Here is a 20,517-nt window from a genome sequence, read left to right on the forward strand (position 1 = left end):
AGTCAGGGATCAGGCGATCTCTGCGCCTTTGGTCCCCCCCAAAACTAAGATAGCTCAATTTTGGGGATGTCTGTAAAAAATGTGACTTTTGCGGAGCCTACCTGCTGCGATTACTCCTGTGAGAAGGCTTTTGCTTGCGAAACCCAATCATCGCGGACGATGCGGCCTTTGAATTTCAGGCGGTTATCCACCCATTGGATTTCTTCCGCTGTCCATTTCGCGATCTGGTCAAAGTGGTAGAAGCCAAGATCGTTCAACACGCCTTCGAGTTTTGGTCCCACGCCGCTGATCCGTTTCAGATCATCAGCACCGGATGCACGGGCGGCGGTCAGGACGTCTGGCTGCTTTTCAGGGCCGTCAGCGGCAACGGGTGCTGCTGCTGGTTTAACCTTGTCCTTGGTCGCACTGTCAGTCTGTGCAGGCGTCGTTGCTGGTTTTTCTTCCGGCTCTGCTTTTCTATTCGCGGCCGTTTTCGACACAGGCACATCCGCGTCCGCTGCATCCGCTGTCTCTGGGCGGGCCGGACGATCTTCGTCGTTGGATTTCGGTGTCGGGCCAGTATCTTCGGCGCTGCGGATCGCTGCGGCACGTGCTGCTGGCGTCTTTTTGGCGTCAATCGCCTCTTGTTCAGCGGTTTTCTTTGGCGCTGGCTTTTTCTTTTCAGCCGGCTTCATTTTGACTTCACCGTCGAGCCACGGCGTCAAGATCGGCACTTCGGTCCCGTCGATCCGTTTGATCGTGTCACCAAGATCGGTCGCAAGCTGCACGGACGCGTTGTACTGCGTTTTGCCGCTGTCGTGGTCGGTCAATGATGTCAGACCGGCAAGCGGTTCTGCGGCGTAACGGCCATTTTGCGGACCCGGTGTTGGCACCTTGCCTGCTGCCATTTCGTCGATGATTTCTGACAGGCGTTCAGCAGTCAGGTCTTCGTAGTAGTCTTTGCCGATTTGGGCCATTGGCGCGTTGGCGCACGAGCCGAGACATTCGACTTCTTCCCATGAAAAACGGCCATCAGCCGACAGAGCATGCGCCTTGTCCGCAATTTTGTCTTTACACACACCGATCAAGTCTTCCGCACCGCAGATCATGCAGGACAGCGTGCCGCAAACTTGAATATGTGCAACAGTGCCAACAGGCTGCAGTTGGAACATAAAGTAGAACGATGCCACTTCGAGCGCACGGATATAGGCCAGTCCCAGCATTTCCGCGACATATTCAATCGCAGGGCGGGTCAGCCAGCCTTCTTGTTCCTGCGCGCGCCACAGGATCGGGATAATCGCAGACGCCTGACGCCCTTCAGGGTATTTCGTCGTCTGCGCTTCGGCCCATTTCTGGTTCTCGGGCGTAAAGGCGAAACTGTCGGGCTGTTCGTGGTGTAATCTACGCAGCATCTGAGATCTTCCGGTTCGTCAAGGGGCGGCGGCGGCCTACAAGAAGGGCCGACCGCTGCGTGTTAAATACAGTTGTTCGAAGACAGACGCACGGTGTCTGTTCCGTCAGGCGAAAGCACGCCGTCATTTTCAAGTTCGACAGTCAGACCCGCCAGTTGGTTCTGGTTGATCGACGCTTGGGACATGATCGGACCAATGGTCGAGACGTTGATCAAGCACCCGTTGGTTTCAATCGCCGCGACAAAGCGTTGCTTGTCGGTCAATTGCGGTGTGGGCACTGACGTGGACACAGTGTCGAGTTGCTGCGTGCCTGCACATGCAGCCAAAGCAAGGCCCGCGAAGGCGGCAATTACGGTTTTCATCGTCATCATCTTATCCCCTACTCTACTTACAATAACTTAGCGGTCGATTTCGCCGAACACGACGTCCATCGTCCCGATGATCGCAGCAACGTCTGCCAGTTGGTGGCCGACAGCGACGTGATCCATCGCTTGCAGGTGCAAGAAACCCGGTGCGCGCAATTTGGCGCGGTATGGTTTGTTGCTGCCGTCTGCGACGAGGAACACGCCAAATTCGCCTTTTGGTGCTTCAACACATGAATACACTTCACCAGCCGGTACGTGGAACCCTTCGGTGTAGAGTTTGAAGTGGTGGATCAAGGCTTCCATCGAGGTTTTCATTTCGCCACGTGTTGGCGGCGTCATTTTGCCTCGTGCCATCACGTCACCCTTTTCAACCCGCAGCTTTTCACAGGCTTGGCGGATGATGTTGGTAGACTGGCGCATTTCTTCCATGCGGCACAGGTAGCGGTCGTAGCAATCGCCGTTCACGCCGACAGGAATCTGGAATTCAAACTCGTCGTAGCATTCATATGGCTGTGACCGGCGCAAATCCCACGCAAGGCCAGAGCCGCGCACCATCACGCCAGAGAAACCCCATTCTTGGATGTCTTCTTCGGTGATCACGCCGATATCGCAGTTCCGCTGTTTGAAAATACGGTTTTCAGTCAGCAACCCGTCGATGTCATCGAGTACCTTTGGAAATTCCACAGCCCATGTGTCGATGTCTTCGACAAGCTGATCCGGCAGATCCTGATGCACCCCACCCGGACGGAAATATGCAGAGTGCAGACGCGCACCACATGCCCGTTCGTAGAAGATCATCAGCTTTTCGCGCTCTTCAAAGCCCCACAGCGGCGGTGTCAACGCGCCCACGTCCATCGCCTGTGTGGTGACGTTCAGCAGGTGGTTCAGCACGCGGCCGATTTCAGAGTAAAGCACGCGGATCAGCGAGGCACGACGCGGCACTTCGGTGCCTGTCAGTTTCTCGATCGCCAAGCACCAAGCATGTTCTTGGTTCATCGGGGCCACGTAATCCAACCGGTCGAAATACGGCAGGTTTTGCAGATACGTCCGGCTTTCCATCAGCTTTTCAGTGCCACGGTGCAGCAGGCCGATATGCGGATCGCAGCGTTCTACGATCTCGCCGTCAAGTTCCAGCACCAGACGCAAAACACCGTGGGCCGCAGGGTGCTGCGGTCCAAAGTTGATGTTAAAGTTGCGGATTTTCTGTTCACCTGTGGCGGCATCGGTAGAGCCATCGTCGTAGGTGTTCACGCGAATATCACCGTCCATCATCATGCACCTTTACAAGCTCTCGTGTCTGTTGAACGCCACTTGGATCACGCCCGTCGCTGTTTGCGACATCGTGGATTACCTTCAAAAGCGGCAAGGAAAGTATCAGCAAGCCTACGCCCACCATACCCGTATTCAGTGTCTCAAAAATGAGTTCCATCAGATCAGGACCCCTTTGTTATGGTGCCAGCGTGCAGGCACGTCGTCCAACAGCGTTTCAACGAAAGCATACTGCGGAAGTAACAGTTCACGCAGGTCTTTCGCACGGACAGGGTCGAGTGTCGCAGGTCGCGACGCATGGACCACGCGGTCAAATTCGCCAACCTGTGGCGATAGCCCCAGAAACGTGCAAATCTTATCAACGGATTCCTGTGTGAACAGGTCTTCAAAGTACGTGATATGCAACCGCTCGTGCGGGATCACGTTCATGATGCGGGTCAGCATGGTCTCATAATCAGACCGCTTGGCCACACCGTTTTCTTCGCCAGCCAGCAGCCGGTCCAGCAGCGTGTTCGCAGCATCCGTCAGGGTTTCCCCGTCTTTGACGCGCCAGCCCGCCATCATCCGCAGGTTGGACCACAGACGGTCCAACGGGTCGCGCAGCAACAACACAAAGCGCGTGTCCGGCCCCATGTCGCGCATTTTGATCAGCGTCTCTTCGTCCATCAACCCGTAAGCAGGCGTGATATCCGCGACCAAGCGCGTGTCGGAAAAGGCGTCGCGCGTCAGAAAATCGCGATAGCCTGTGTGATCGACGCCGCCCGCTTTAATAACTTTGATCCACGCTTCGATCTCGTCGAGGCGGCTTTCAAGGCGTTCTGCTTTGCGCTTGTCAGCCAACAAGGATTTTGCCAGTAATTCAGCGCGAATAGTTTCCAACCGCAGCACTTCTTTTTCGCGCTGCTTTGGCACCGTCCGGTCGAAATAATGCAATTCTTTGATATTCGGCAGAGCGCATTCGGGGTGGTCATACAGATAGCGATACAGCCAGGACGTCCCTGCCTTTGTCGCACCAAGCCCGTACATTAGCGTTTGCCCGTCCATCATGCGTCACCCGTTGGTGCATATTTCGCCATGATCTCGGCTTTGGTCATCTGGGACAAGTCACCGGCCAGCGCGAATGTATCCGGCTTGCTGTCGATGAAAATCTCGCTGGTGATCGGGAATGCGTTTTGATCGTCAAACGCAGGGGCCGCGACGGATTGGTGTGACAGGTCTTTGGTCTGCCAAACCAGCGTCGATCCGCATGTTCCGCAAAACAAACGCTGCCCCCAGTCGCTGCTGTCAAACGTGACCACGGGCGATCCCGCTTCAAATTCCACAGTGCTGCCGCAGCCTACGGCCATAAACACACCGCCCGCCCACTTGCGACACATATCGCAATGGCACACGCCACCCGTCATCGTCTCGGGCACAGCCGAGAACGTACAAGCGCCGCACATGCAGCGTCCTGTCATACGAGTTGGGGTGGCGGTGTCAGGCATTAGCCCTTGGCCTTTTCTGCTTTGTCATCCCCCGGAAGGATGTACTGAGCCCCTTCCCATGGTGACATAAAGTCGAACTGACGGTATTCTTGCACCAGAGACACGGGCTCGTAGACGACCCGTTTCTGAACTTCGTCATAGCGGACTTCGGTGTAGCCTGTTGTCGGGAAATCCTTGCGCAGCGGATAGCCACGGAAACCGTAGTCGGTCAGGATGCGGCGCAAATCAGGGTGGCCGCTGAACAAAATACCGAACATGTCAAAAATTTCACGCTCGAACCAGTTAGACGACGGATGCACGCTAATGATCGACGGCACCATGTCCTGCTCGCGCACCTGCGTTTTCAGGCGGATGCGGTGGTTCTGGTACATTGACAAGAAGTGGTAAACGACGTCGAACCGCTTGGCACGGCTCGGGTAATCAACCGCCGTAATATCCACGAGGCTGGAAAACTGGCACGAGCCATCCGTCTTGAGAAATTCCACAAAGGACACAAGGTTGGACGCGGACACATTCAATGTCAGCTCGCCATGGGTGACATCCCAAGACAAAACGCAATCAGGGCGTTTCATTTCGATATGGGCGCCAAGTTCTTTGAGTGCGTCAGAGATAGCCAACAGTCCCCTCCGATTTTACCAAGGTTGCGCCAACGAACAACGCCATTTCACGACTGTTACCATCGAACCAAACACAGCGAACGTCGTCACCCTCACAAGATTCAATCGTCATATTAGGTCCGCCGCTTCGCAATTGGACGATATCGCCTACTTGAAAATTCATTTTGTGTTCTCCTACCTCACGATTGTGCCGGTACGGCGGATTTTACGTTGCAGTTGCAGGATGCCGTAGAGCAGCGCTTCGGCTGTTGGTGGGCAGCCCGGTACGTAGATGTCGACTGGCACGATCCGGTCACAGCCGCGTACAACAGAATAGCTGTAGTGGTAGTAGCCGCCGCCGTTGGCACATGATCCCATCGAGATCACGTAACGCGGTTCCGGCATCTGGTCATAAACCTTGCGCAGCGCGGGTGCCATTTTGTTGGTCAGTGTTCCGGCCACAATCATCAGGTCAGACTGACGTGGAGACGCGCGTGGCGCGGTTCCGAACCGTTCAAGGTCATAGCGCGGCATCGAGGTATGCATCATCTCGACGGCGCAACAGGCCAGACCAAACGTCATCCAGTGCAGCGATCCAGTCCGCGCCCAGTTGACCATGTCTGCGGTGGACGTGACCAAAAAGCCCTTGTCCTGCAACTCTTGGTTCAACACTTGGGTTGCATGTTCTTTATCGGCGCCAGCGTCATTCAATCCTGTAGCGATACCCATAACGATGCCTCTTGTTTGGTCGATCACGCGCCAGAACGGGTCTGACATTGCTTCAGGTTTGGAAGTATGCGGCACGCCCGGAAAGGTCAAGACGACAGTGGACCCTGTTCATCCCCACATTTGTAGTATCAGATTAGCGATATGTTCAGGTTATATTACGATTCTCCCTGTACATGCGGTGTTTAGTTTATGAGTTCAGGATGTTTGTCCTGAAAAGAGAGAGAGGGACCGCGTTATGAACGTGTCTCAACGTATTTTTTGGACCACCTTTGGAACGGCGCTGGGTGTGGTGATTGTTTTCACCCTTCTGATTGTGTGGATTTCCTATCAAGTCAACGCATTGACGGCGACGCAAACCAATACGCGGACCCAAAACGCGATCAATCTCATGGCCCGCAACAATGGCATCATGACCAAAGATTACGCCCAGCGTGACGTGACCATTCATTGGATCACGCAAGCCCACGAGGCGATGCATCACGAGGACATCGGCACGGGCGTCACGGACAGCGATTCTTTTGATCTGATGTATCTGCTGACCCATACGGGTGAACCTGAATTTGTTTATGTTTCTGGCGGTGACGGGTCCGATTTGTCCAACTTCAAGCCCGAAATTGCGGACGCGCTTGTGCCGCATATTATGAACCGCCCGCTTGAGCCGCGCAGCGTGGTGACGGGGGCGGTGCTGGTTGACGGGCAGTTGGCGCTGGTGTCTGCGGCCCGCATTCAGCCTTTCGATATCACGGGCTTTGATACAGATACGTTCTCACTGTTGATCGGCGGGATTTGGTTGGACCCACAGGGTCTGGCCGAGGAATTGCTGCTGGAAGATATGTGGATCGTCACCGACGTCGCGAACCTGCCGCGCACCGATCAATCCCTGCCCCTGCTTGGTCCTAATGGCGCGCCCGTCGCGTATTTTGTCTGGACGATGGAGCGACCCGGCTTTGCCTTGTCGTTGCAAATCGCCCCCGTGATTGCGTTTCTGGCCGTGCTGTTAATCGGCGGCAGCTGGATGATCGGGCGCGTCTCGACCCGTCAAACCGAATCGTTTCTGCGGGAAAAGTCGTTTGCCCGCTCTGATTCCCTGACAGGCCTGTTGAACCGTGCAGGCATCGCTGACGTGGTGTCCAGCGAAGAAATCCAAACGCTGATGGAGCAGGAAAAAATCGCAGTGATCTTTGCCGATCTCAACGGTCTCAAGGTCATCAACGACACTTACGGCCATGACATGGGTGACAAAGCGATTCGTGTCACGGCTGAACGGCTACGTGCCGCAGTGCGTGGCAGCGATCATATTGCGCGGATCGGTGGCGATGAATTTGTCTGCCTGATTAACACCCCTACCCCACGCCTTGCCGCTGATCAGATCGCACAGCGCTTGCAAATGTTGATGGCAAAACCGATCAAACGGCCCGGTGGGGAATTTCTGGCCAAAGCCGCAATCGGCGTCGCCCTATCCAAGCGCGGCACCACCTGGGAAATGCTGTTAAGCCAAGCAGATCAGGCGATGTATAGCGCCAAGCGGGCCATGCAACATGATAAGGCTAGAAACAAAACCACGTCGCCCGACAAGCAAGCGACGTGGTAAAAACTGTGTGGGGGCTGATCAGGAAATAGCGGCTGCTATTCCCACTCAAGCGCGCCTTTTTTCCATTCGTATGCGAAGCCAATTGTCAGCACACCAAGGAAGACCATCATCGACCAGAAGCCAACCATGCTGACGTCTTTGAACGCCACGGCCCATGGGAACAGGAATGCGACCTCAAGGTCAAAGATGATGAACAAGATCGAGACCAGATAGAAGCGCACGTCGAATTTCATCCGTGCGTCGTCAAAAGCGTTAAAACCACACTCGTAGGCCGACACTTTTTCAGGATCAGGATTGCGCACAGCAACGACGGCTGCGGCCAAAATCAAGATCAGGCCCAGCGCGATCGCAAGCCCTAAGAAAATCATAATCGGCAGGTATTCGTTGAGCATCTCTTGCACGGGGGTGGTCCTTTCCCTGACAGGCGGGTGATCAGGCCCGCCTTTGTAGCTGGCCGACACTTACCCTTGGCGCGGGATAGGGTCAACGGGAAGCTGAGTGAAATTGACAGCGGCCAAACGCACAGCAGGGTCAGGATCGATCAGCTGCGCAATCTTCATAAAGCATCCAATCACACGACGTCGCAACTCATGCGCCCACGGCAAAGGTCGACGCCTATCACGCCGCCTGTCACCGCCGCTGCTGCCAGATTAATGGGTCGTCTTTTAATGGGCCGTCGGGCGCAACATCGGTTTAACGTTGCGCAAATGGCGGGCGATCAGGTGTTTTTGCAAAGCACCTTTGGGTACTTCACGCGCCTGCAGTGGCAATGTCTCACGCGACAACATCTCTGGAAACAACGTCTGGATTTCTTGCTTTGCCTCATCTGACAGCGCCCGTAACGCCATCGGTCCAGCGTAAAAGCTTTCTGTTGGGGTGCCGTTTGCCGTGATGATTTCATGATCATCCATGACAAGGTGCAGGTATTCGACGGATTGCACATCGTAGTCCACAAAAATACCCGGCACCGCCGTCAGCTTTTTCGCAGAAACCAAGGCTTCTGGCGCACCAAACATCCGTTCTACGATCGGAGAAACCACCAAAAAGCGGTGCTGGGGCGAGACCAGCAAATCGCTAGCTGGCAGATTAACAGCCAACGCGCCCTTGGAGATCCGGATCGGGAAAAGGTTTGGGTTCGCAGCCAATTGCTGCGGCCCGACTTTGGTACGCAGCAACAGGCGCAAGGGTTGCAAGCCATGGTCGCGGGTCTCGATCAAATCACCAGCCTTCAGGGTTTCGATCCTGACAGCACCACGGTTTGTTTCGATCAATGCGCCGCGCGTAAAACATGCAACATAGTCTGAATATGGATTGTCTTGGCCAACGGATGACCGGTTTACATTAAACGTGTAAATAACGCCGGGTTCCAAGGCAACTGTCGACACAATGCCATCAACAGCACCGCCCTGATGGCCGTCCCCACCAAAGTGGATTGACGAGACTTTATGCTCTGACGTTGAGTTTATCAGATCATAAGCCGTGTGTATCGTGGTCCCTGCCGTGACGAGATTACCATCAATGTCCACATCATTGGTGACGACCTGCTGCGCATCGACTTCGTCAAAAATAGCGTCGTCGTCCGTGACCTCAATGAGGGTTGGTGTCGCGCCGGGTTTTAGTTCTAACGTGTATGGACCAGAGCCTGACGCATTCACACTTTCAGACCATGGCGTGTTCACAAAGTCACTGGGGCTATACACATATAAATAGGGCACGACTGATCCCCTCTCTTACTTGCTACAAAATCAACTACAAAACGAGGTTAGGTATAGCGCTGGCTTTGCGTCATTTATTAGGCAAAATCGAGGGCAAATTTGTTTATATAAAGTAAAACTGCAGCAGTTTGATTGCGAAGTTTATTAGAATTTTAGGGTGAGACGCGCGTTGCGATCTAAATCCAATTCGGTTTGCGCTTTTCAAAGAACGCGGCGATCCCCTCGCCTGCCTCTGCGCTGGCCCATTGTTTCAGCAGCGCCGCGATACTGCGATCAATTGTGGCGTCATCAATCACAGGACCATAGCTGCGCGCATAGGCTTTGGCCGCAGCCACCGCACCGGGGGCGCAGGACAGATAGGGGTCCACTTCCGTGGCAACGGCGGCATCCAGTTCAGCCGCAGGCACAACGCGGGTGACAATCCCAAGGCCCAGCGCCTCTTTGGCATCAAACCTGCGCGACGACATAAACACCTGCCGCGCACGCCCCTCGCCCATCCGTGCCATCACATACGGCCCGATGGTCGCAGGGATCAGCCCCAGTTTCGTTTCGGTCAGCCCGAACATCGCCGCATCAAAGGCCACCACTGCATCACAGACACAGCACATGCCCACACCGCCACCAAAGGCATCGCCCTGCACCCGCCCGATCAACGGTTTGCTCATCGTGTTCAGCGCCTGCAACATCCCCGCCAGTCGGCGCGCCTCTTTGCCCCGCGTGGCATCGTCCGACGCCATCTGATCGCGCATCCAGCCCAGATCACCACCCGCGCAGAACACAGCGCCTTCAGCAGCGAGGATCACCACGCGCACGGCTGCATTGGCATCCAGATCACGCGCCGTCTGCGTGATCTCGTCCATCATCTGCGCTGACAACGCATTGCGCTTTTCAGAGCGCGCCAGATGCAACGTCGCGACACCGCGCCCATCAATCTCTAGGTTCACATGATCCATCGTCTATCCTCTCATCGCTTGCGCCAGACGTGCCGCCTTCGCAATCACATCGCGGTCCACGCCCGTCTGATAGCCCAGCGCGTCCAAGTGGCCCAGAACGGTCTCCGTCGCCACATTCCCCGGCGCACCGGGCGCATAGGGACAACCGCCTAGCCCGCCAACAGCACTATCAAAATGCCGCAAGCCGCGGTCCAGCGCCACGGTGATATTCTCCAACGCCTGCCCGCCCGTATCGTGGAAATGTCCGGCCAATTGATCGGCGGGGGCAACCTGCAACACGGCATCCAGCATTGCGGCCACGCGGTCAGGCACACCTTTGCCCAATGTATCGCCCAGCGACACCTGCATCGGGGCTACATCGCGCAGAGCGGCGACAGCACTCGCCACCGCTTCGGGTTCTGTCGGTCCGTCAAACGGGCAATCAGTGATACAGGATACATAGCCGCGCACGGGCACATTCGCCTCTTGCGCGGCCCTGACCACAGGCGTCAGCCGTGTGACCGATTCCGCGATTGAGCAATTCAAGTTCGACTGGCTGAACCCCTCGGACGCAGAAATAAACACAGCCACCTCAAACGGCCCGCCGATAAATGGCACGAAACCGTCCCAGCCGCGCATATTGGGCACGAGCAATCCGTATTGACACCCCGCCACGCGCTGCATCTGCTGCAACACCTCAGGCGTATTCGCCATCTGCGGCACCCACTTGGGACTGACAAAGGACCCGACTTCGATCTCTGTCAGACCAGAGCCGCTAAGCAGGTCAATCAAGGCGACCTTATCCGCCACGGAAATCACACCCGCCTCGTTCTGAAGCCCGTCACGCGGTCCAACTTCGTGGATCGTTACATGATTAGTCATCTTGTCAGCCCTTCATTTCGCCAAAACAACTCTGGGGGCTCGGGGGCTAGCCCCCGTCCGCCGCTCGCCACACATGCGCCGTTCATTTCTCAACCGGCCACGGCGCGTAAAACGCCTTTGCATACAACCCGTCCGTCCCCTCAGGCGGCAGCGATTTACGGAATGCCTCTCGCGCTGTCAGCCGTGCGTACCAGTCTGTCACCTTCGGGAAATCATCCAGTGTCACAAAATGCGTCGCCATATAGACCGCTTGGCCCACACCAATATCCGCCGCCGAAAAGCCGCTTTCCAGCAGATAGCCCGACCCAGTTAAACCCGCCTCAACCGTACCGATGGTTTTCGCCAGACGCCGCGCTTCTAAGTTCATCACAATCGGGCTGCGCATGTGGTCTTCGAACAGTGCCACATGTTGTTGCGTCAGGGCCGCGCAATGCTGACTGATCGTCTCGGCAAAGTGAATCCAGTTCAGCCACGCATAGCGGTCGGCGTCCCCGGCCACACGGCCAAGCCCCGCATCCGGTGCATAGTCACACAGCGCCTCAGCAATCGCCCCGCTTTCGCAGATCACATGCCCATCAAGTTCTAGTGTCGGCACCCGCCCCGTGGGGTTCAGCGCCATGTAAGCGTCCGATTTGATCTCTTTGCCGAATGGATAGACCTGTAGGTCAAACGGCAGCCCCAATTCGTGTAGCAACCACAGGCTGCGCATAGACCGCGTTTGGTGGCAGTGGTGCAGACGGATCATGTGGCGTCCTCCGGTTCTAACGTCACAAGTTCCGCGCCCGCGACGACTTGGTCGCCCAGCGCCACGTCCAGTTTTGCGATCACACCGTCGCGCGGGGCACGTAACACGTGTTCCATTTTCATCGCTTCCAGCACCACGAGGCGGTCGCCTTCGGCTACAGTCTGCCCGACTGTCACGGCCACATCTTGGATCAAGCCCGGCATCGGGGCCATCACCGCGTCGCCGCTGGCTTGGCTGCCTGCGCGGTCCAGCGGGTCGATGATGTCAAAGCTGTGTGATGCGCCGCCAAAGACCGTGACCGCCGCGTCGTGCTTGACCGCCAGCGGTAAACGTTGCGCTGCGCTGCGCCATTGGTCGTTGATCCATGCCACGGACACCGTCCCGTATGGCGATGTCACCGCGCAGCTTTGCCCTGCGCCAAAGCGGATCACCGCGTCAAAGGCATCCTCGCCCAACGCCAGTTGCACAGTCCGCGCCAATGGCTCCCATAGCGCAAATCCGGTCATCGCAGTGGGGGCCGCATCCAGCCCCCCAGCACATAGCGCCGCTGCTGCGACGTCCAGCGGATCAGGGTCCGTGGTCGCTGTCAGGGCATCGATATCACGCGCAATCAGTCCGGTATCCACGCGCCCCTGCGCGAAATCCGCATGACGCGACAGCGCCGCAAGGAACGCCACGTTGGTCGTCGTCCCTGCGACTTGCGTCGCATCCAGCGCCAAACCCAGCCGCTTCAACGCAGTGGTCCGATCGGGGCCGTGCGTCGTGACTTTGGCGATCATCGGATCGTACCACGGCGAAATCGTATCGCCTGCGACAACACCGCTATCGATGCGGGCAAAATCAGGGAATTGCAGATGGGCAAGCGTGCCGATTGCAGGCAGAAAACCAGCGGGGACGTCTTCGGCATAAAGCCGCGCTTCGAACGCATGGCCGGTGATGGTCAGGTCGTCTTGTGCGAGCGGTAGCCCCTGCCCCGATGCCACCTGCAATTGCCACGCGACCAGATCAACGCCCGTGATCGCCTCAGTCACCGGATGTTCGACTTGTAGCCGTGTGTTCATTTCCATGAACCAGAACTTGTCCGCGTGTAGCCCGTCTGATCCATCCACGATGAACTCAATCGTGCCAGCACCTGCGTAACCAATCGCCTTGGCCGCTGTGACAGCCGCGTCGCCCATCGCGCGGCGCATTTCAGCGGTCATGCCGGGGGCTGGGGCTTCTTCGATGACTTTCTGGTGACGGCGTTGCAGCGAGCAATCGCGTTCGAATAGATGTACCGCGTCGGTGCCATCGCCAAAGACTTGCACCTCGATATGGCGCGGGCTTTGGATGTATTTCTCGATCAGCACAGCAGGATTGCCAAAGGATGTCTGCGCTTCGGCCTGCGCCGATGCCAAATTTTCGCGAAAATTTGCGCCCGCCTCGACGAGGCGCATACCTTTGCCGCCGCCTCCTGCCACCGCTTTGATCAACACGGGATAGCCGATCTTGTCGGCCTCTTTTGCCAGCATGTCAGGGTCTTGCCCCGCGCCGTGATAGCCCGGCACAACAGGCACGCCCGCTTTGACCATCAAGGCCTTGGCCGCGTCTTTTAGGCCCATCGCACGGATCGCATCGGCGCTCGGTCCGATAAACACCAGCCCCGCTTTGACCACCGCATCCACAAAATCGGGGTTCTCGGACAGGAAACCATAGCCCGGATGGATCGCTTGCGCCCCCGTGTCCAATGCCGCCTGAATAATCAAATCACCGCGCAAATAGCTATCAGCCACAGGTGCAGGGCCTAGCCGCACGGCCTGATCCGCTTGCCGCACATGCAGCGCCGCCGCGTCCGCGTCAGAATACACCGCTACCGTTTTCACGCCCATCTCGCGGGCTGTGCGGATAATCCGGCAGGCAATTTCGCCGCGGTTGGCGATGAGTATTTTGTCAAACATGCCTGAAATCCTTTGCGCCGTTACTGAATAATTTACGACAAAACCCCATCACATCCGAAACACGCCGAACCGCGTGTCCTCCACAGGTTTGTTCATCGCCGCAGCCAACGACAGCGCCAGCACCTCGCGGGATTTGCGTGGGTCGATGATCCCGTCATCCCAGAGCCGTGCGCTGGCATAAAGCGGGTGCGATTGTTCCGCGAACATATCAATCGTGGGTTGCTTGAATGCCGCTTCCTCATCCGCTGACCAGTCCTGCCCAGCGCGGTCCATCGCGTCGCGTTTGACCGTCGCCAAGACCCCCGCCGCCTGTTCGCCGCCCATCACGGAAATGCGCGACGTGGGCCATGTCCACATGAAGTCGGGGCTGTAGGCCCGCCCCGCCATGCCGTAGTTGCCCGCGCCGAATGATCCGCCGATGACCATCGTGATTTTGGGAACTTTGGTGGTTGCGACTGCCGTGACCATCTTGGCCCCGTGCCGTGCGATGCCTTCGTTTTCGTATTTACGACCCACCATAAAGCCGGTGATATTCTGCAAGAACACCAGTGGGATTTTGCGTTGCGAGCAGAGCTCGACGAAATGTGCACCCTTTTGCGCGGCCTCGGAAAATAGCACCCCGTTGTTGGCGATGATCCCGCAGGGCCAGCCGTCGATATGGGCGAAGCCTGTGATCAAGGTCTCGCCAAACCGCGCCTTGAATTCGTCAAAGCGCGATCCGTCCACGATCCGTTTGATCACCTCGCGGCTGTCATAGGGCGTGCGCAAGTCGGCTGGCAGCACGTCGAACAACGTCTCTGGGTCAAGTACTGGCAGTTCCGGCACTTGGCGCGTTGTGGCATTGACGGGTGGCAAGGCGCAGGACGCCACCGCTTGGCGTACCAATGCCAGCGCATGGGTGTCATCTTCGGCCAGATAATCCGCAACGCCTGACAAACGCGTATGCACGTCGCCGCCGCCCAAATCCTCTGCTGTGACGACTTCGCCTGTTGCGGCTTTCACCAGCGGCGGTCCCGCAAGAAAGATCGTCCCTTGCTCTTTCACGATGATCGACACGTCAGCCATCGCGGGCACATATGCCCCCCCCGCCGTGCAAGACCCCATGACTGCCGCGATCTGCGGGATGCCTTTTGCAGACATCTGCGCTTGGTTATAGAAAATCCGGCCAAAGTGGTCGCGGTCGGGGAAGACCTCGTCTTGGTTCGGCAGGTTCGCCCCGCCTGAGTCCACCAGATAAACGCAGGGCAAATGACAGCTTTCGGCGATTTCCTGTGCGCGGAGATGTTTTTTGACGGTCATCGGGTAGTAGGTGCCGCCTTTGACCGTCGCGTCATTGCACACGATCATGACTTGGCGACCCGACACCGTGCCAACGCCCGCGATCACACCCGCACAGGGCGCGGCCCCATCATACATGCCGTGGGCTGCCGTCGCGCCGATCTCAAGAAACGCCGATCCCGGATCAAGCAAGTTCGCCACGCGGTCACGCGGTAACATCTTGCCCCGCGACACATGCCGTGCGCGGGATTTCTCACCGCCACCCAATGCAGCCGCAGCGGCGGCAGTTGCAACATCGGCCAAGGCCGCTTCATGTGCTGATCGGCTCATGGTTCATTCCTCGCTAAATCGCGCAGCGCAATGGCGCGGCTGGCTGTCATTTGCAGATGGCAACTGGCACTGACTACAGACCGGATCGTCCCGCCACTCCATTGGTGGTAGCGCATCGCACAATCCGCGTCCCGAAACGCGATCCACGCCCGTTGAGCATCGCGCAAACTGGTCGTTAAATCTTCACCGCCGACGCTGTCAAAAGCGGTGCGGGCCTTGCCGTATTCTTCATTCAGCATCGCATCCCAGATATCGGTTTCGGCCTGCAGGCACGCCACAATCCCGTTGGTCGTGCTGCCGCCTGGCAAGGACTGGCAAATGTTCGCGGCATCACCCGCGCACGTAGGCTGGGCCACCGCATATGGCGTCTCAGCCGCACAGGTCCGGATCATGGTTTCCGATACCTTTAACGTTTGCCCAGTCGCCGTGACCGGAGCCAGCATCAACGCCAACATGAACCCCACCCGCAGCATCACAGCCCCAACACGCTGTTTTGTAGCCGGAACGCTTGGTCAGCGGTGAGCGTGGTGAGGCAGTCGATATAGACCAATTCCCCGATGGTGCCGCCGTCAAATTGGCGTCGCTCGAAAGCGCAAGTCGCATCTCGGTAGGCGATCCACGCCCGTTGCATCTGCACAAGCCTGTCGCCCATCGACACATCGTCAAAGCTGGTGCCGTTGGCTTGCTTGTCTAAATCTGCCGCCAATCCGCGCACCTTGGCGTATTCCACATTCAACATCTCGTCGAACAAACCGTATTCGGCAGACATGCAGGCGGTCATACTGCGGGTGCTGAAACCACCCGTAGAGGCATCGGCACATTGCTCGGCAGAGCGCCCCACGCAGACGTTCGTGTTTTCCATGTCGGTGTCCGCCATTTCCGCGAGACAGCTTTGCGTGGCGGCAGGATCATAGGGCATGTCTTGTGCTACGGCTAATTGCGGTAGCAGCACCATCGTCGCAACCGACGTCATCATCCAAATGCGCATCATTGTGCCGCCCTCTCTCGTATCCTGCGTTCCGCGCGCTCGCGTTCCATACGCGCCCGTTCCATCAGAAACAGCGTCTGTTGTGCCGTCAGCACCATCATGCAATCAGCCACGGCAGGCCCTGCCCCAACCCCAAGCATGCCACCCCAAGCGACACTGTCCCATTCACACGCCGCATCCCGAAACGTGATCCACGCCCGCTGCATTTCGCGCAGCTTCTCAACTGCCATCTCATCCCTGTCACCATAGGTTTGGTAATGCACTAAATCAGCGTAGGTACTATTCAGTCGTGCATCCCAATCGCCCCACTCAGCGCCCGTACAAGCAGTATAAGCCATGGCATGGTTGCTCGCTTCAGCACGCATGCAGGCGCCACTGCTCACACCGATACAGGCCTGACGGCTTCCGCGTGACCCGGAGTTGCGCAGACAATTCAGCAGGATGTCAGGCTCGTAGTCTTGCAGCGCGGCAGGCTCAGGCACCAGATCATAAACGTCATAGCTGCCCTCAGCCAAGATCGGTGTCGCGATCATAGCCAAAATGCACGCAAGGCGCATCACCCCATAGCCCCCATCAATTCGCGTCCCACCAACATGCGGCGGATTTCGGACGTACCTGCCCCGATCTCCATCAGTTTGGCGTCGCGGAACAGGCGCGCTACGGGTGCGTCCTGCAAAAACCCTGCCCCGCCCAGTGCTTGCACAGCTTGGTGCGCTTGTTTCATCGCTTCTTCTGAGGCGTAGAGGCAGCAGGCGGCAGCGTCTTGGCGGGTGACGGTGCCTTTGTCGCAGGCCTTGGCGACCTCATAAACATAGGCGCGGGCTGAATTCATCGCCGTATACATATCCGCGATCTTGCCCTGCATCAGTTGGAAGTTCCCAATCGGCTGGCCGAATTGTTTGCGCGATGCCAGATACGGCATCACCTCGTCCAGACAGGCGGCCATGATCCCAAGGCCAATCCCCGCCAGCACAACCCGTTCGTAGTCGAGGCCGGACATCAGGACGCGCACGCCTTTGCCTTCTTCGCCCAGCACATTTTCAAACGGCACCTCAACGTCGTCAAAAATCAACTCGGCGGTGTTTGATCCGCGCATCCCCAGCTTGTCGAAATGCGGCGAGGTGCTGAAACCTGTCATTTCCTTTTCGATCAGGAACGCGGTGATGCCTTTGGAGCCAGCGGCGGGGTCGGTCTTGGCGTAGACGACCAAAGTATCCGCGTCCGGCCCGTTGGTGATCCAGTATTTGTTCCCGTTCAAACGGTAGTGATCGTTGCGCTTTTCGGCCTTCAGCGTCATCGACACCACGTCCGATCCGGCCCCTGCTTCGGACATCGCCAAAGCGCCGACATGTTCGCCGGACACCAGACGCGGTAGGTATTTCGCCTTTTGATCGGCGTTGCCGTTCAGCTTGATCTGGTTCACGCAGAGGTTGGAATGCGCCCCGTAGGACAGCGAGACCGAGGCACTCGCCCGTGCGATTTCCTCAACCGCGACGGTATGCGCCAGATAGGACATGCCCGCGCCGCCGTAGGATTCGTCCACGGTCACACCCAGCAATCCCAGCTCGCCCATTTCGCGCCATAGCTCTGACGGGAACACGTTATCCGCGTCTACGCGGGCAGCCATCGGTTTGACACGATCCTGCGCCCAGCCATGCACCATTTCGCGCAGTGCATTAACATCATCACCCAAATCAAACGTCATTGAAGCATGAAACATAGCGCGACTCCCCCCGCAATTTATTGAACGCTTGTTCAATTGTAGGCAGAGGTGCATTCTCGCGTCAACTGAACAATTGCCGGTGCGGCCTTGTCAGCACTGCCTTGCGGACTATTTGAACAATAGAATAGGGGATGTAGCGACCATGAAAACGATTATTGCAGCCGCTTTAGCGGTTTTGCCGACCGGATTGCTGGCCGACGAAGTTGGGCGCGTGGGCGTCGATTGGGTTGGCAACGATATCATTATCGAAGCGATACAAGACCCCGAAGTGCAAGGCGTCACCTGCCACATCGCCTATTTCGAGCGCTCGTTCCTTGACCGGATTTCCAACGGAAATTGGTTCGAAGACCCGTCAAATGCCAGCATTGATTGCCGCCAAACCGGCCCGATTGTGATCGGTGATATTGATCGCGGCTCGGACGGTGAACAAGTGTTCCGCGAGCGCCAATCGATTGTGCTAAAATCCCTACGGGTCAAACGGATCTTTGACGCGGGAAACAACACGCTGATCTACTTGGCCCATGCGTCCGAGTTAAGCCAAGGGTCCGCGAAAATGTCGATCTCGACGATCCCGCTGTACCAAACCGACTAAGCGGTGGCTTGATAGACCGCTGACACTTCGGCGCGAATGATCCGTGCGATCAATGCGCAATCATCCACGCTGAACGTCAGCGGCAGGCGCATGTCGATGATGCCTTTCAGGATGCGATCGCTTTTTGGCATTGGGGCGGATGGCGCATAACGCCAGCTATCGTAGCGCGATGTGAAACCAGTTGGCTCTGCCCCGCCGAACCATTTCAGCGCGACGCCGCGTGCCTCGCAACGGGTGATAACCTCGGCAATCGCCGCTTCGTCCCAGTCCAGCAGCAAGAATTGATGCGACGACGCGACATAGCTTTCGGCGTCTGGCCGCGTAATGCGCGTCAGCCCCGGCGTATCCGCAAGCCCCGCATCCACAACACCGTATAGCGCGTTCCAGCGATCACATTGCGCCTGTAAATCCGCCAGTTGCGGCCGCAGGATCGCCGCCCGCAAGTTGTCCATCCGCCCCGAAATATTCGGCGTCTCGTATTTGATCTGCGCAAATGTCTCCGCAGGTGGTGCGGCGCGGTGTTTTTCGAATAGCATATAGCTACCGGACAACATGATTGCGCGGGCCATGCCGGTCGCGTCGTCGGAAATCAGCAAGCCGCCCTCGCCCGAATTCATATGCTTGTAGGTCTGCGTCGAATAACAGCCAAATTTGCCCCAGCGCCCTGATGGTACACCGCGCCACGCAGCGCCCATCGTGTGCGCGCAATCCTCAATCACGACGACACCCGCCGCGTCACACATCGCCATCAGGCGGTCCATGTCGCAGATATGACCGCGCATGTGCGACAGCAGCAAGACGCGGGCTTGATCCAGTTTTGCTTCCAGATCGTCCAGATCAATCACAAGGCCTTCAGTCACGCCCACAAATACAGGCACCGCCCCCACCGCCGCAATCGCACCGGGTACAGGGGCCAGCGTAAAGGCATTCGTCAGCACGTGATCGCCGTGACCCACGCCGCAGGCCCGCAACGCCGTGGTCATCGCATAGCCGCCCGACGCCACCGCCAAGCAATATTTAGAGCCAACCAAAGCGGCGAATTCTTCTTCCAGCAAAGCGGCCTCGGCCACCTCGTCCCCATGCGTGTTATATCGGTGCAAGCGCCCGCTTTGCATCACGGCCAAGGCGGCGGCGATGCCTGCTTTGGGGATTGGTTCTTGCTGGGTGAAACTGCCGGTGAAAATGTCTGTCATGGTGGAAATGTGCCGATAGCTGCGGGCGGGGTCAATGGCGCGTGACGCCGTTTTGATTAACTGACCCGCCGTTTCAGATTACCCGATCAAGCGGCGGACTTCGCCGTGCAATTCGTCGAAATGCCCGATCAAGCCTTCGGGTTTCAAATCGCGCACATCGTCATCCCCCGGCCCAAAGGTGACAAGGATCGACGGACGCCCTGCGTTCTTCGACGTATCGCGGTCCGTCACGGTGTCCCCGATCAATATCGACTTGTCGATATGGCCACCCGCACGGCGCACGGTTTCAAACAGATGTTCTGGATCAGGCTTGCGCACAGGCAGGCTATCCGCGCCCAACAGCGCTGCAAATTCGTCGCGCACACCAAGGCTGGTTAATAGCGTGTGCGCCAATGCTTCGGGTTTATTGGTGCAGATCGCGACCACGTAACCGTCGTCTTTGAGCGCACGCACCGCCTCCATCGCACCGGGGTAGAACACCGTATGCGTGTCAATCGCGAGAGCATAGGCGTCCAGCAGCGCCTGATACTGACGGTCCACTTCGTCTTCGCCGTAGCCCGTGACCCGCGAGAACCCGAGCCGCAGCATCGCCCGCCCGCCTTTCAGCGCAGTCCCACGATCAGCGGGCGTCAAAAGATCATCCAGACCCAAACCGCGAAAACAACTATTCGCCGCCGCCAGCAAATCGCCACTGGTATCGGCAAGCGTGCCGTCCAAATCAAAAACCACTGTGCGCATCTGCATCTCCTTGCCGTTACCCCTTCTGTAACGATGTGT

General features: G+C 57.5%; 24 protein-coding genes. 2 read left to right on the top strand and 22 right to left on the bottom strand.

Features of this window, described 5'->3' with window-relative positions; genetic code table 11:
• Nucleotides 1-110: 110 nt before the first annotated feature.
• The 9 genes from nuoE to FHS72_RS08905 form a co-directional block, all read right to left on the bottom strand.
• Entirely contained in the window at nt 111-1,391 is a 1,281-nt protein-coding gene (gene nuoE, locus FHS72_RS08865; RefSeq protein WP_183528171.1) for an NADH-quinone oxidoreductase subunit NuoE, read from the bottom strand.
• A 62-nt stretch (nt 1,392-1,453) separates the two neighbouring features.
• Nucleotides 1,454-1,762, bottom strand: a complete 309-nt coding sequence (locus FHS72_RS08870) for a hypothetical protein (protein ID WP_221235382.1) — start codon at nt 1,760-1,762, stop codon at nt 1,454-1,456.
• Between the two features lie 27 nt (nt 1,763-1,789).
• Nucleotides 1,790-3,028, bottom strand: a complete 1,239-nt coding sequence (locus FHS72_RS08875) for an NADH-quinone oxidoreductase subunit D (protein WP_183528175.1) — start codon at nt 3,026-3,028, stop codon at nt 1,790-1,792.
• Nucleotides 3,015-3,185, bottom strand: a complete 171-nt coding sequence (locus FHS72_RS08880; RefSeq protein WP_183528177.1) for a hypothetical protein — start codon at nt 3,183-3,185, stop codon at nt 3,015-3,017. Before FHS72_RS08880 ends, FHS72_RS08875 begins: the two co-directional genes overlap by 14 nt.
• Nucleotides 3,185-4,072, bottom strand: coding sequence for a sulfotransferase (locus FHS72_RS08885; protein ID WP_183528179.1), 888 nt, complete (start codon nt 4,070-4,072; stop codon nt 3,185-3,187). The genes FHS72_RS08880 and FHS72_RS08885 overlap by 1 nt, the downstream gene beginning before the upstream one ends.
• Nucleotides 4,069-4,509 (bottom strand): GFA family protein, encoded by a 441-nt coding sequence (locus tag FHS72_RS08890; RefSeq protein WP_183528181.1) that lies wholly within the window; start codon nt 4,507-4,509, stop codon nt 4,069-4,071. Before FHS72_RS08890 ends, FHS72_RS08885 begins: the two co-directional genes overlap by 4 nt.
• The gene (locus FHS72_RS08895; RefSeq protein WP_183528395.1) at nt 4,509-5,120 is read right to left on the bottom strand and encodes an NADH-quinone oxidoreductase subunit C; all 612 of its coding nucleotides are present in this window, start codon (nt 5,118-5,120) and stop codon (nt 4,509-4,511) included. The genes FHS72_RS08890 and FHS72_RS08895 overlap by 1 nt, the downstream gene beginning before the upstream one ends.
• A complete protein-coding gene (locus FHS72_RS08900; RefSeq protein WP_183528183.1) occupies nt 5,113-5,289 on the bottom strand; it encodes a YodC family protein in 177 nt (58 codons plus the stop codon). Before FHS72_RS08900 ends, FHS72_RS08895 begins: the two co-directional genes overlap by 8 nt.
• An 11-nt stretch (nt 5,290-5,300) precedes the next feature.
• Nucleotides 5,301-5,834, bottom strand: coding sequence for a NuoB/complex I 20 kDa subunit family protein (locus FHS72_RS08905; protein WP_183528185.1), 534 nt, complete (start codon nt 5,832-5,834; stop codon nt 5,301-5,303).
• A gap of 235 nt (nt 5,835-6,069) precedes the next feature.
• Between FHS72_RS08905 and FHS72_RS08910 the strand changes: the two genes are divergently transcribed.
• Nucleotides 6,070-7,425, top strand: a complete 1,356-nt coding sequence (locus FHS72_RS08910) for a GGDEF domain-containing protein (RefSeq protein WP_183528187.1) — start codon at nt 6,070-6,072, stop codon at nt 7,423-7,425.
• Between the two features lie 35 nt (nt 7,426-7,460).
• Here FHS72_RS08910 and FHS72_RS08915 read toward each other — a convergent pair whose 3' ends face one another.
• The 11 genes from FHS72_RS08915 to FHS72_RS08965 form a co-directional block, all read right to left on the bottom strand.
• Nucleotides 7,461-7,826, bottom strand: a complete 366-nt coding sequence (locus FHS72_RS08915; RefSeq protein ID WP_183528189.1) for an NADH-quinone oxidoreductase subunit A — start codon at nt 7,824-7,826, stop codon at nt 7,461-7,463.
• A gap of 264 nt (nt 7,827-8,090) precedes the next feature.
• Nucleotides 8,091-9,140: a Hint domain-containing protein gene (locus tag FHS72_RS18470; RefSeq protein ID WP_183528191.1), complete on the bottom strand. Its 1,050-nt coding sequence runs from the start codon at nt 9,138-9,140 to the stop codon at nt 8,091-8,093.
• Between the two features lie 176 nt (nt 9,141-9,316).
• Nucleotides 9,317-10,093 (bottom strand): crotonase/enoyl-CoA hydratase family protein, encoded by a 777-nt coding sequence (locus tag FHS72_RS08925; protein ID WP_183528193.1) that lies wholly within the window; start codon nt 10,091-10,093, stop codon nt 9,317-9,319.
• Between the two features lie 3 nt (nt 10,094-10,096).
• Nucleotides 10,097-10,954, bottom strand: a complete 858-nt coding sequence (locus FHS72_RS08930) for a hydroxymethylglutaryl-CoA lyase (protein WP_183528195.1) — start codon at nt 10,952-10,954, stop codon at nt 10,097-10,099.
• Nucleotides 10,955-11,036: 82 nt separating this feature from the next.
• The gene (locus FHS72_RS08935) at nt 11,037-11,699 is read right to left on the bottom strand and encodes a glutathione S-transferase family protein (protein ID WP_183528197.1); all 663 of its coding nucleotides are present in this window, start codon (nt 11,697-11,699) and stop codon (nt 11,037-11,039) included.
• The gene (locus FHS72_RS08940) at nt 11,696-13,636 is read right to left on the bottom strand and encodes an acetyl/propionyl/methylcrotonyl-CoA carboxylase subunit alpha (protein ID WP_183528199.1); all 1,941 of its coding nucleotides are present in this window, start codon (nt 13,634-13,636) and stop codon (nt 11,696-11,698) included. Before FHS72_RS08940 ends, FHS72_RS08935 begins: the two co-directional genes overlap by 4 nt.
• Nucleotides 13,637-13,684: 48 nt before the next feature.
• Entirely contained in the window at nt 13,685-15,244 is a 1,560-nt protein-coding gene (locus FHS72_RS08945; protein WP_183528201.1) for a carboxyl transferase domain-containing protein, read from the bottom strand.
• Nucleotides 15,241-15,717 (bottom strand): lysozyme inhibitor LprI family protein, encoded by a 477-nt coding sequence (locus tag FHS72_RS08950; RefSeq protein ID WP_183528203.1) that lies wholly within the window; start codon nt 15,715-15,717, stop codon nt 15,241-15,243. Before FHS72_RS08950 ends, FHS72_RS08945 begins: the two co-directional genes overlap by 4 nt.
• Nucleotides 15,717-16,235: a lysozyme inhibitor LprI family protein gene (locus FHS72_RS08955; RefSeq protein ID WP_183528205.1), complete on the bottom strand. Its 519-nt coding sequence runs from the start codon at nt 16,233-16,235 to the stop codon at nt 15,717-15,719. Before FHS72_RS08955 ends, FHS72_RS08950 begins: the two co-directional genes overlap by 1 nt.
• A complete protein-coding gene (locus tag FHS72_RS08960; RefSeq protein ID WP_183528207.1) occupies nt 16,232-16,765 on the bottom strand; it encodes a lysozyme inhibitor LprI family protein in 534 nt (177 codons plus the stop codon). Before FHS72_RS08960 ends, FHS72_RS08955 begins: the two co-directional genes overlap by 4 nt.
• Before the next feature lie 23 nt (nt 16,766-16,788).
• On the bottom strand, nt 16,789-17,952 hold the full coding sequence (locus tag FHS72_RS08965) for an isovaleryl-CoA dehydrogenase (RefSeq protein WP_183528209.1): 1,164 nt from the start codon (nt 17,950-17,952) through the stop codon (nt 16,789-16,791).
• Between the two features lie 145 nt (nt 17,953-18,097).
• Here FHS72_RS08965 and FHS72_RS08970 point away from each other — a divergent pair, with 145 nt between their 5' ends.
• Nucleotides 18,098-18,547: a CreA family protein gene (locus FHS72_RS08970; RefSeq protein ID WP_183528211.1), complete on the top strand. Its 450-nt coding sequence runs from the start codon at nt 18,098-18,100 to the stop codon at nt 18,545-18,547.
• Here the strand turns inward: FHS72_RS08970 and FHS72_RS08975 are convergent.
• Together FHS72_RS08975 and FHS72_RS08980 are read right to left on the bottom strand one after the other, a co-directional pair.
• A complete protein-coding gene (locus FHS72_RS08975; RefSeq protein WP_183528213.1) occupies nt 18,544-19,740 on the bottom strand; it encodes a DegT/DnrJ/EryC1/StrS family aminotransferase in 1,197 nt (398 codons plus the stop codon). The two genes, FHS72_RS08970 and FHS72_RS08975, sit on opposite strands and share 4 nt — an antisense overlap.
• A 78-nt stretch (nt 19,741-19,818) precedes the next feature.
• Entirely contained in the window at nt 19,819-20,478 is a 660-nt protein-coding gene (locus FHS72_RS08980; protein WP_183528215.1) for an HAD family hydrolase, read from the bottom strand.
• Between the last annotated feature and the right edge of the window lie 39 nt (nt 20,479-20,517).

It is taken from the genome of Yoonia ponticola (genome assembly GCF_014199395.1).
GTDB lineage: Bacteria > Pseudomonadota > Alphaproteobacteria > Rhodobacterales > Rhodobacteraceae > Yoonia > Yoonia ponticola.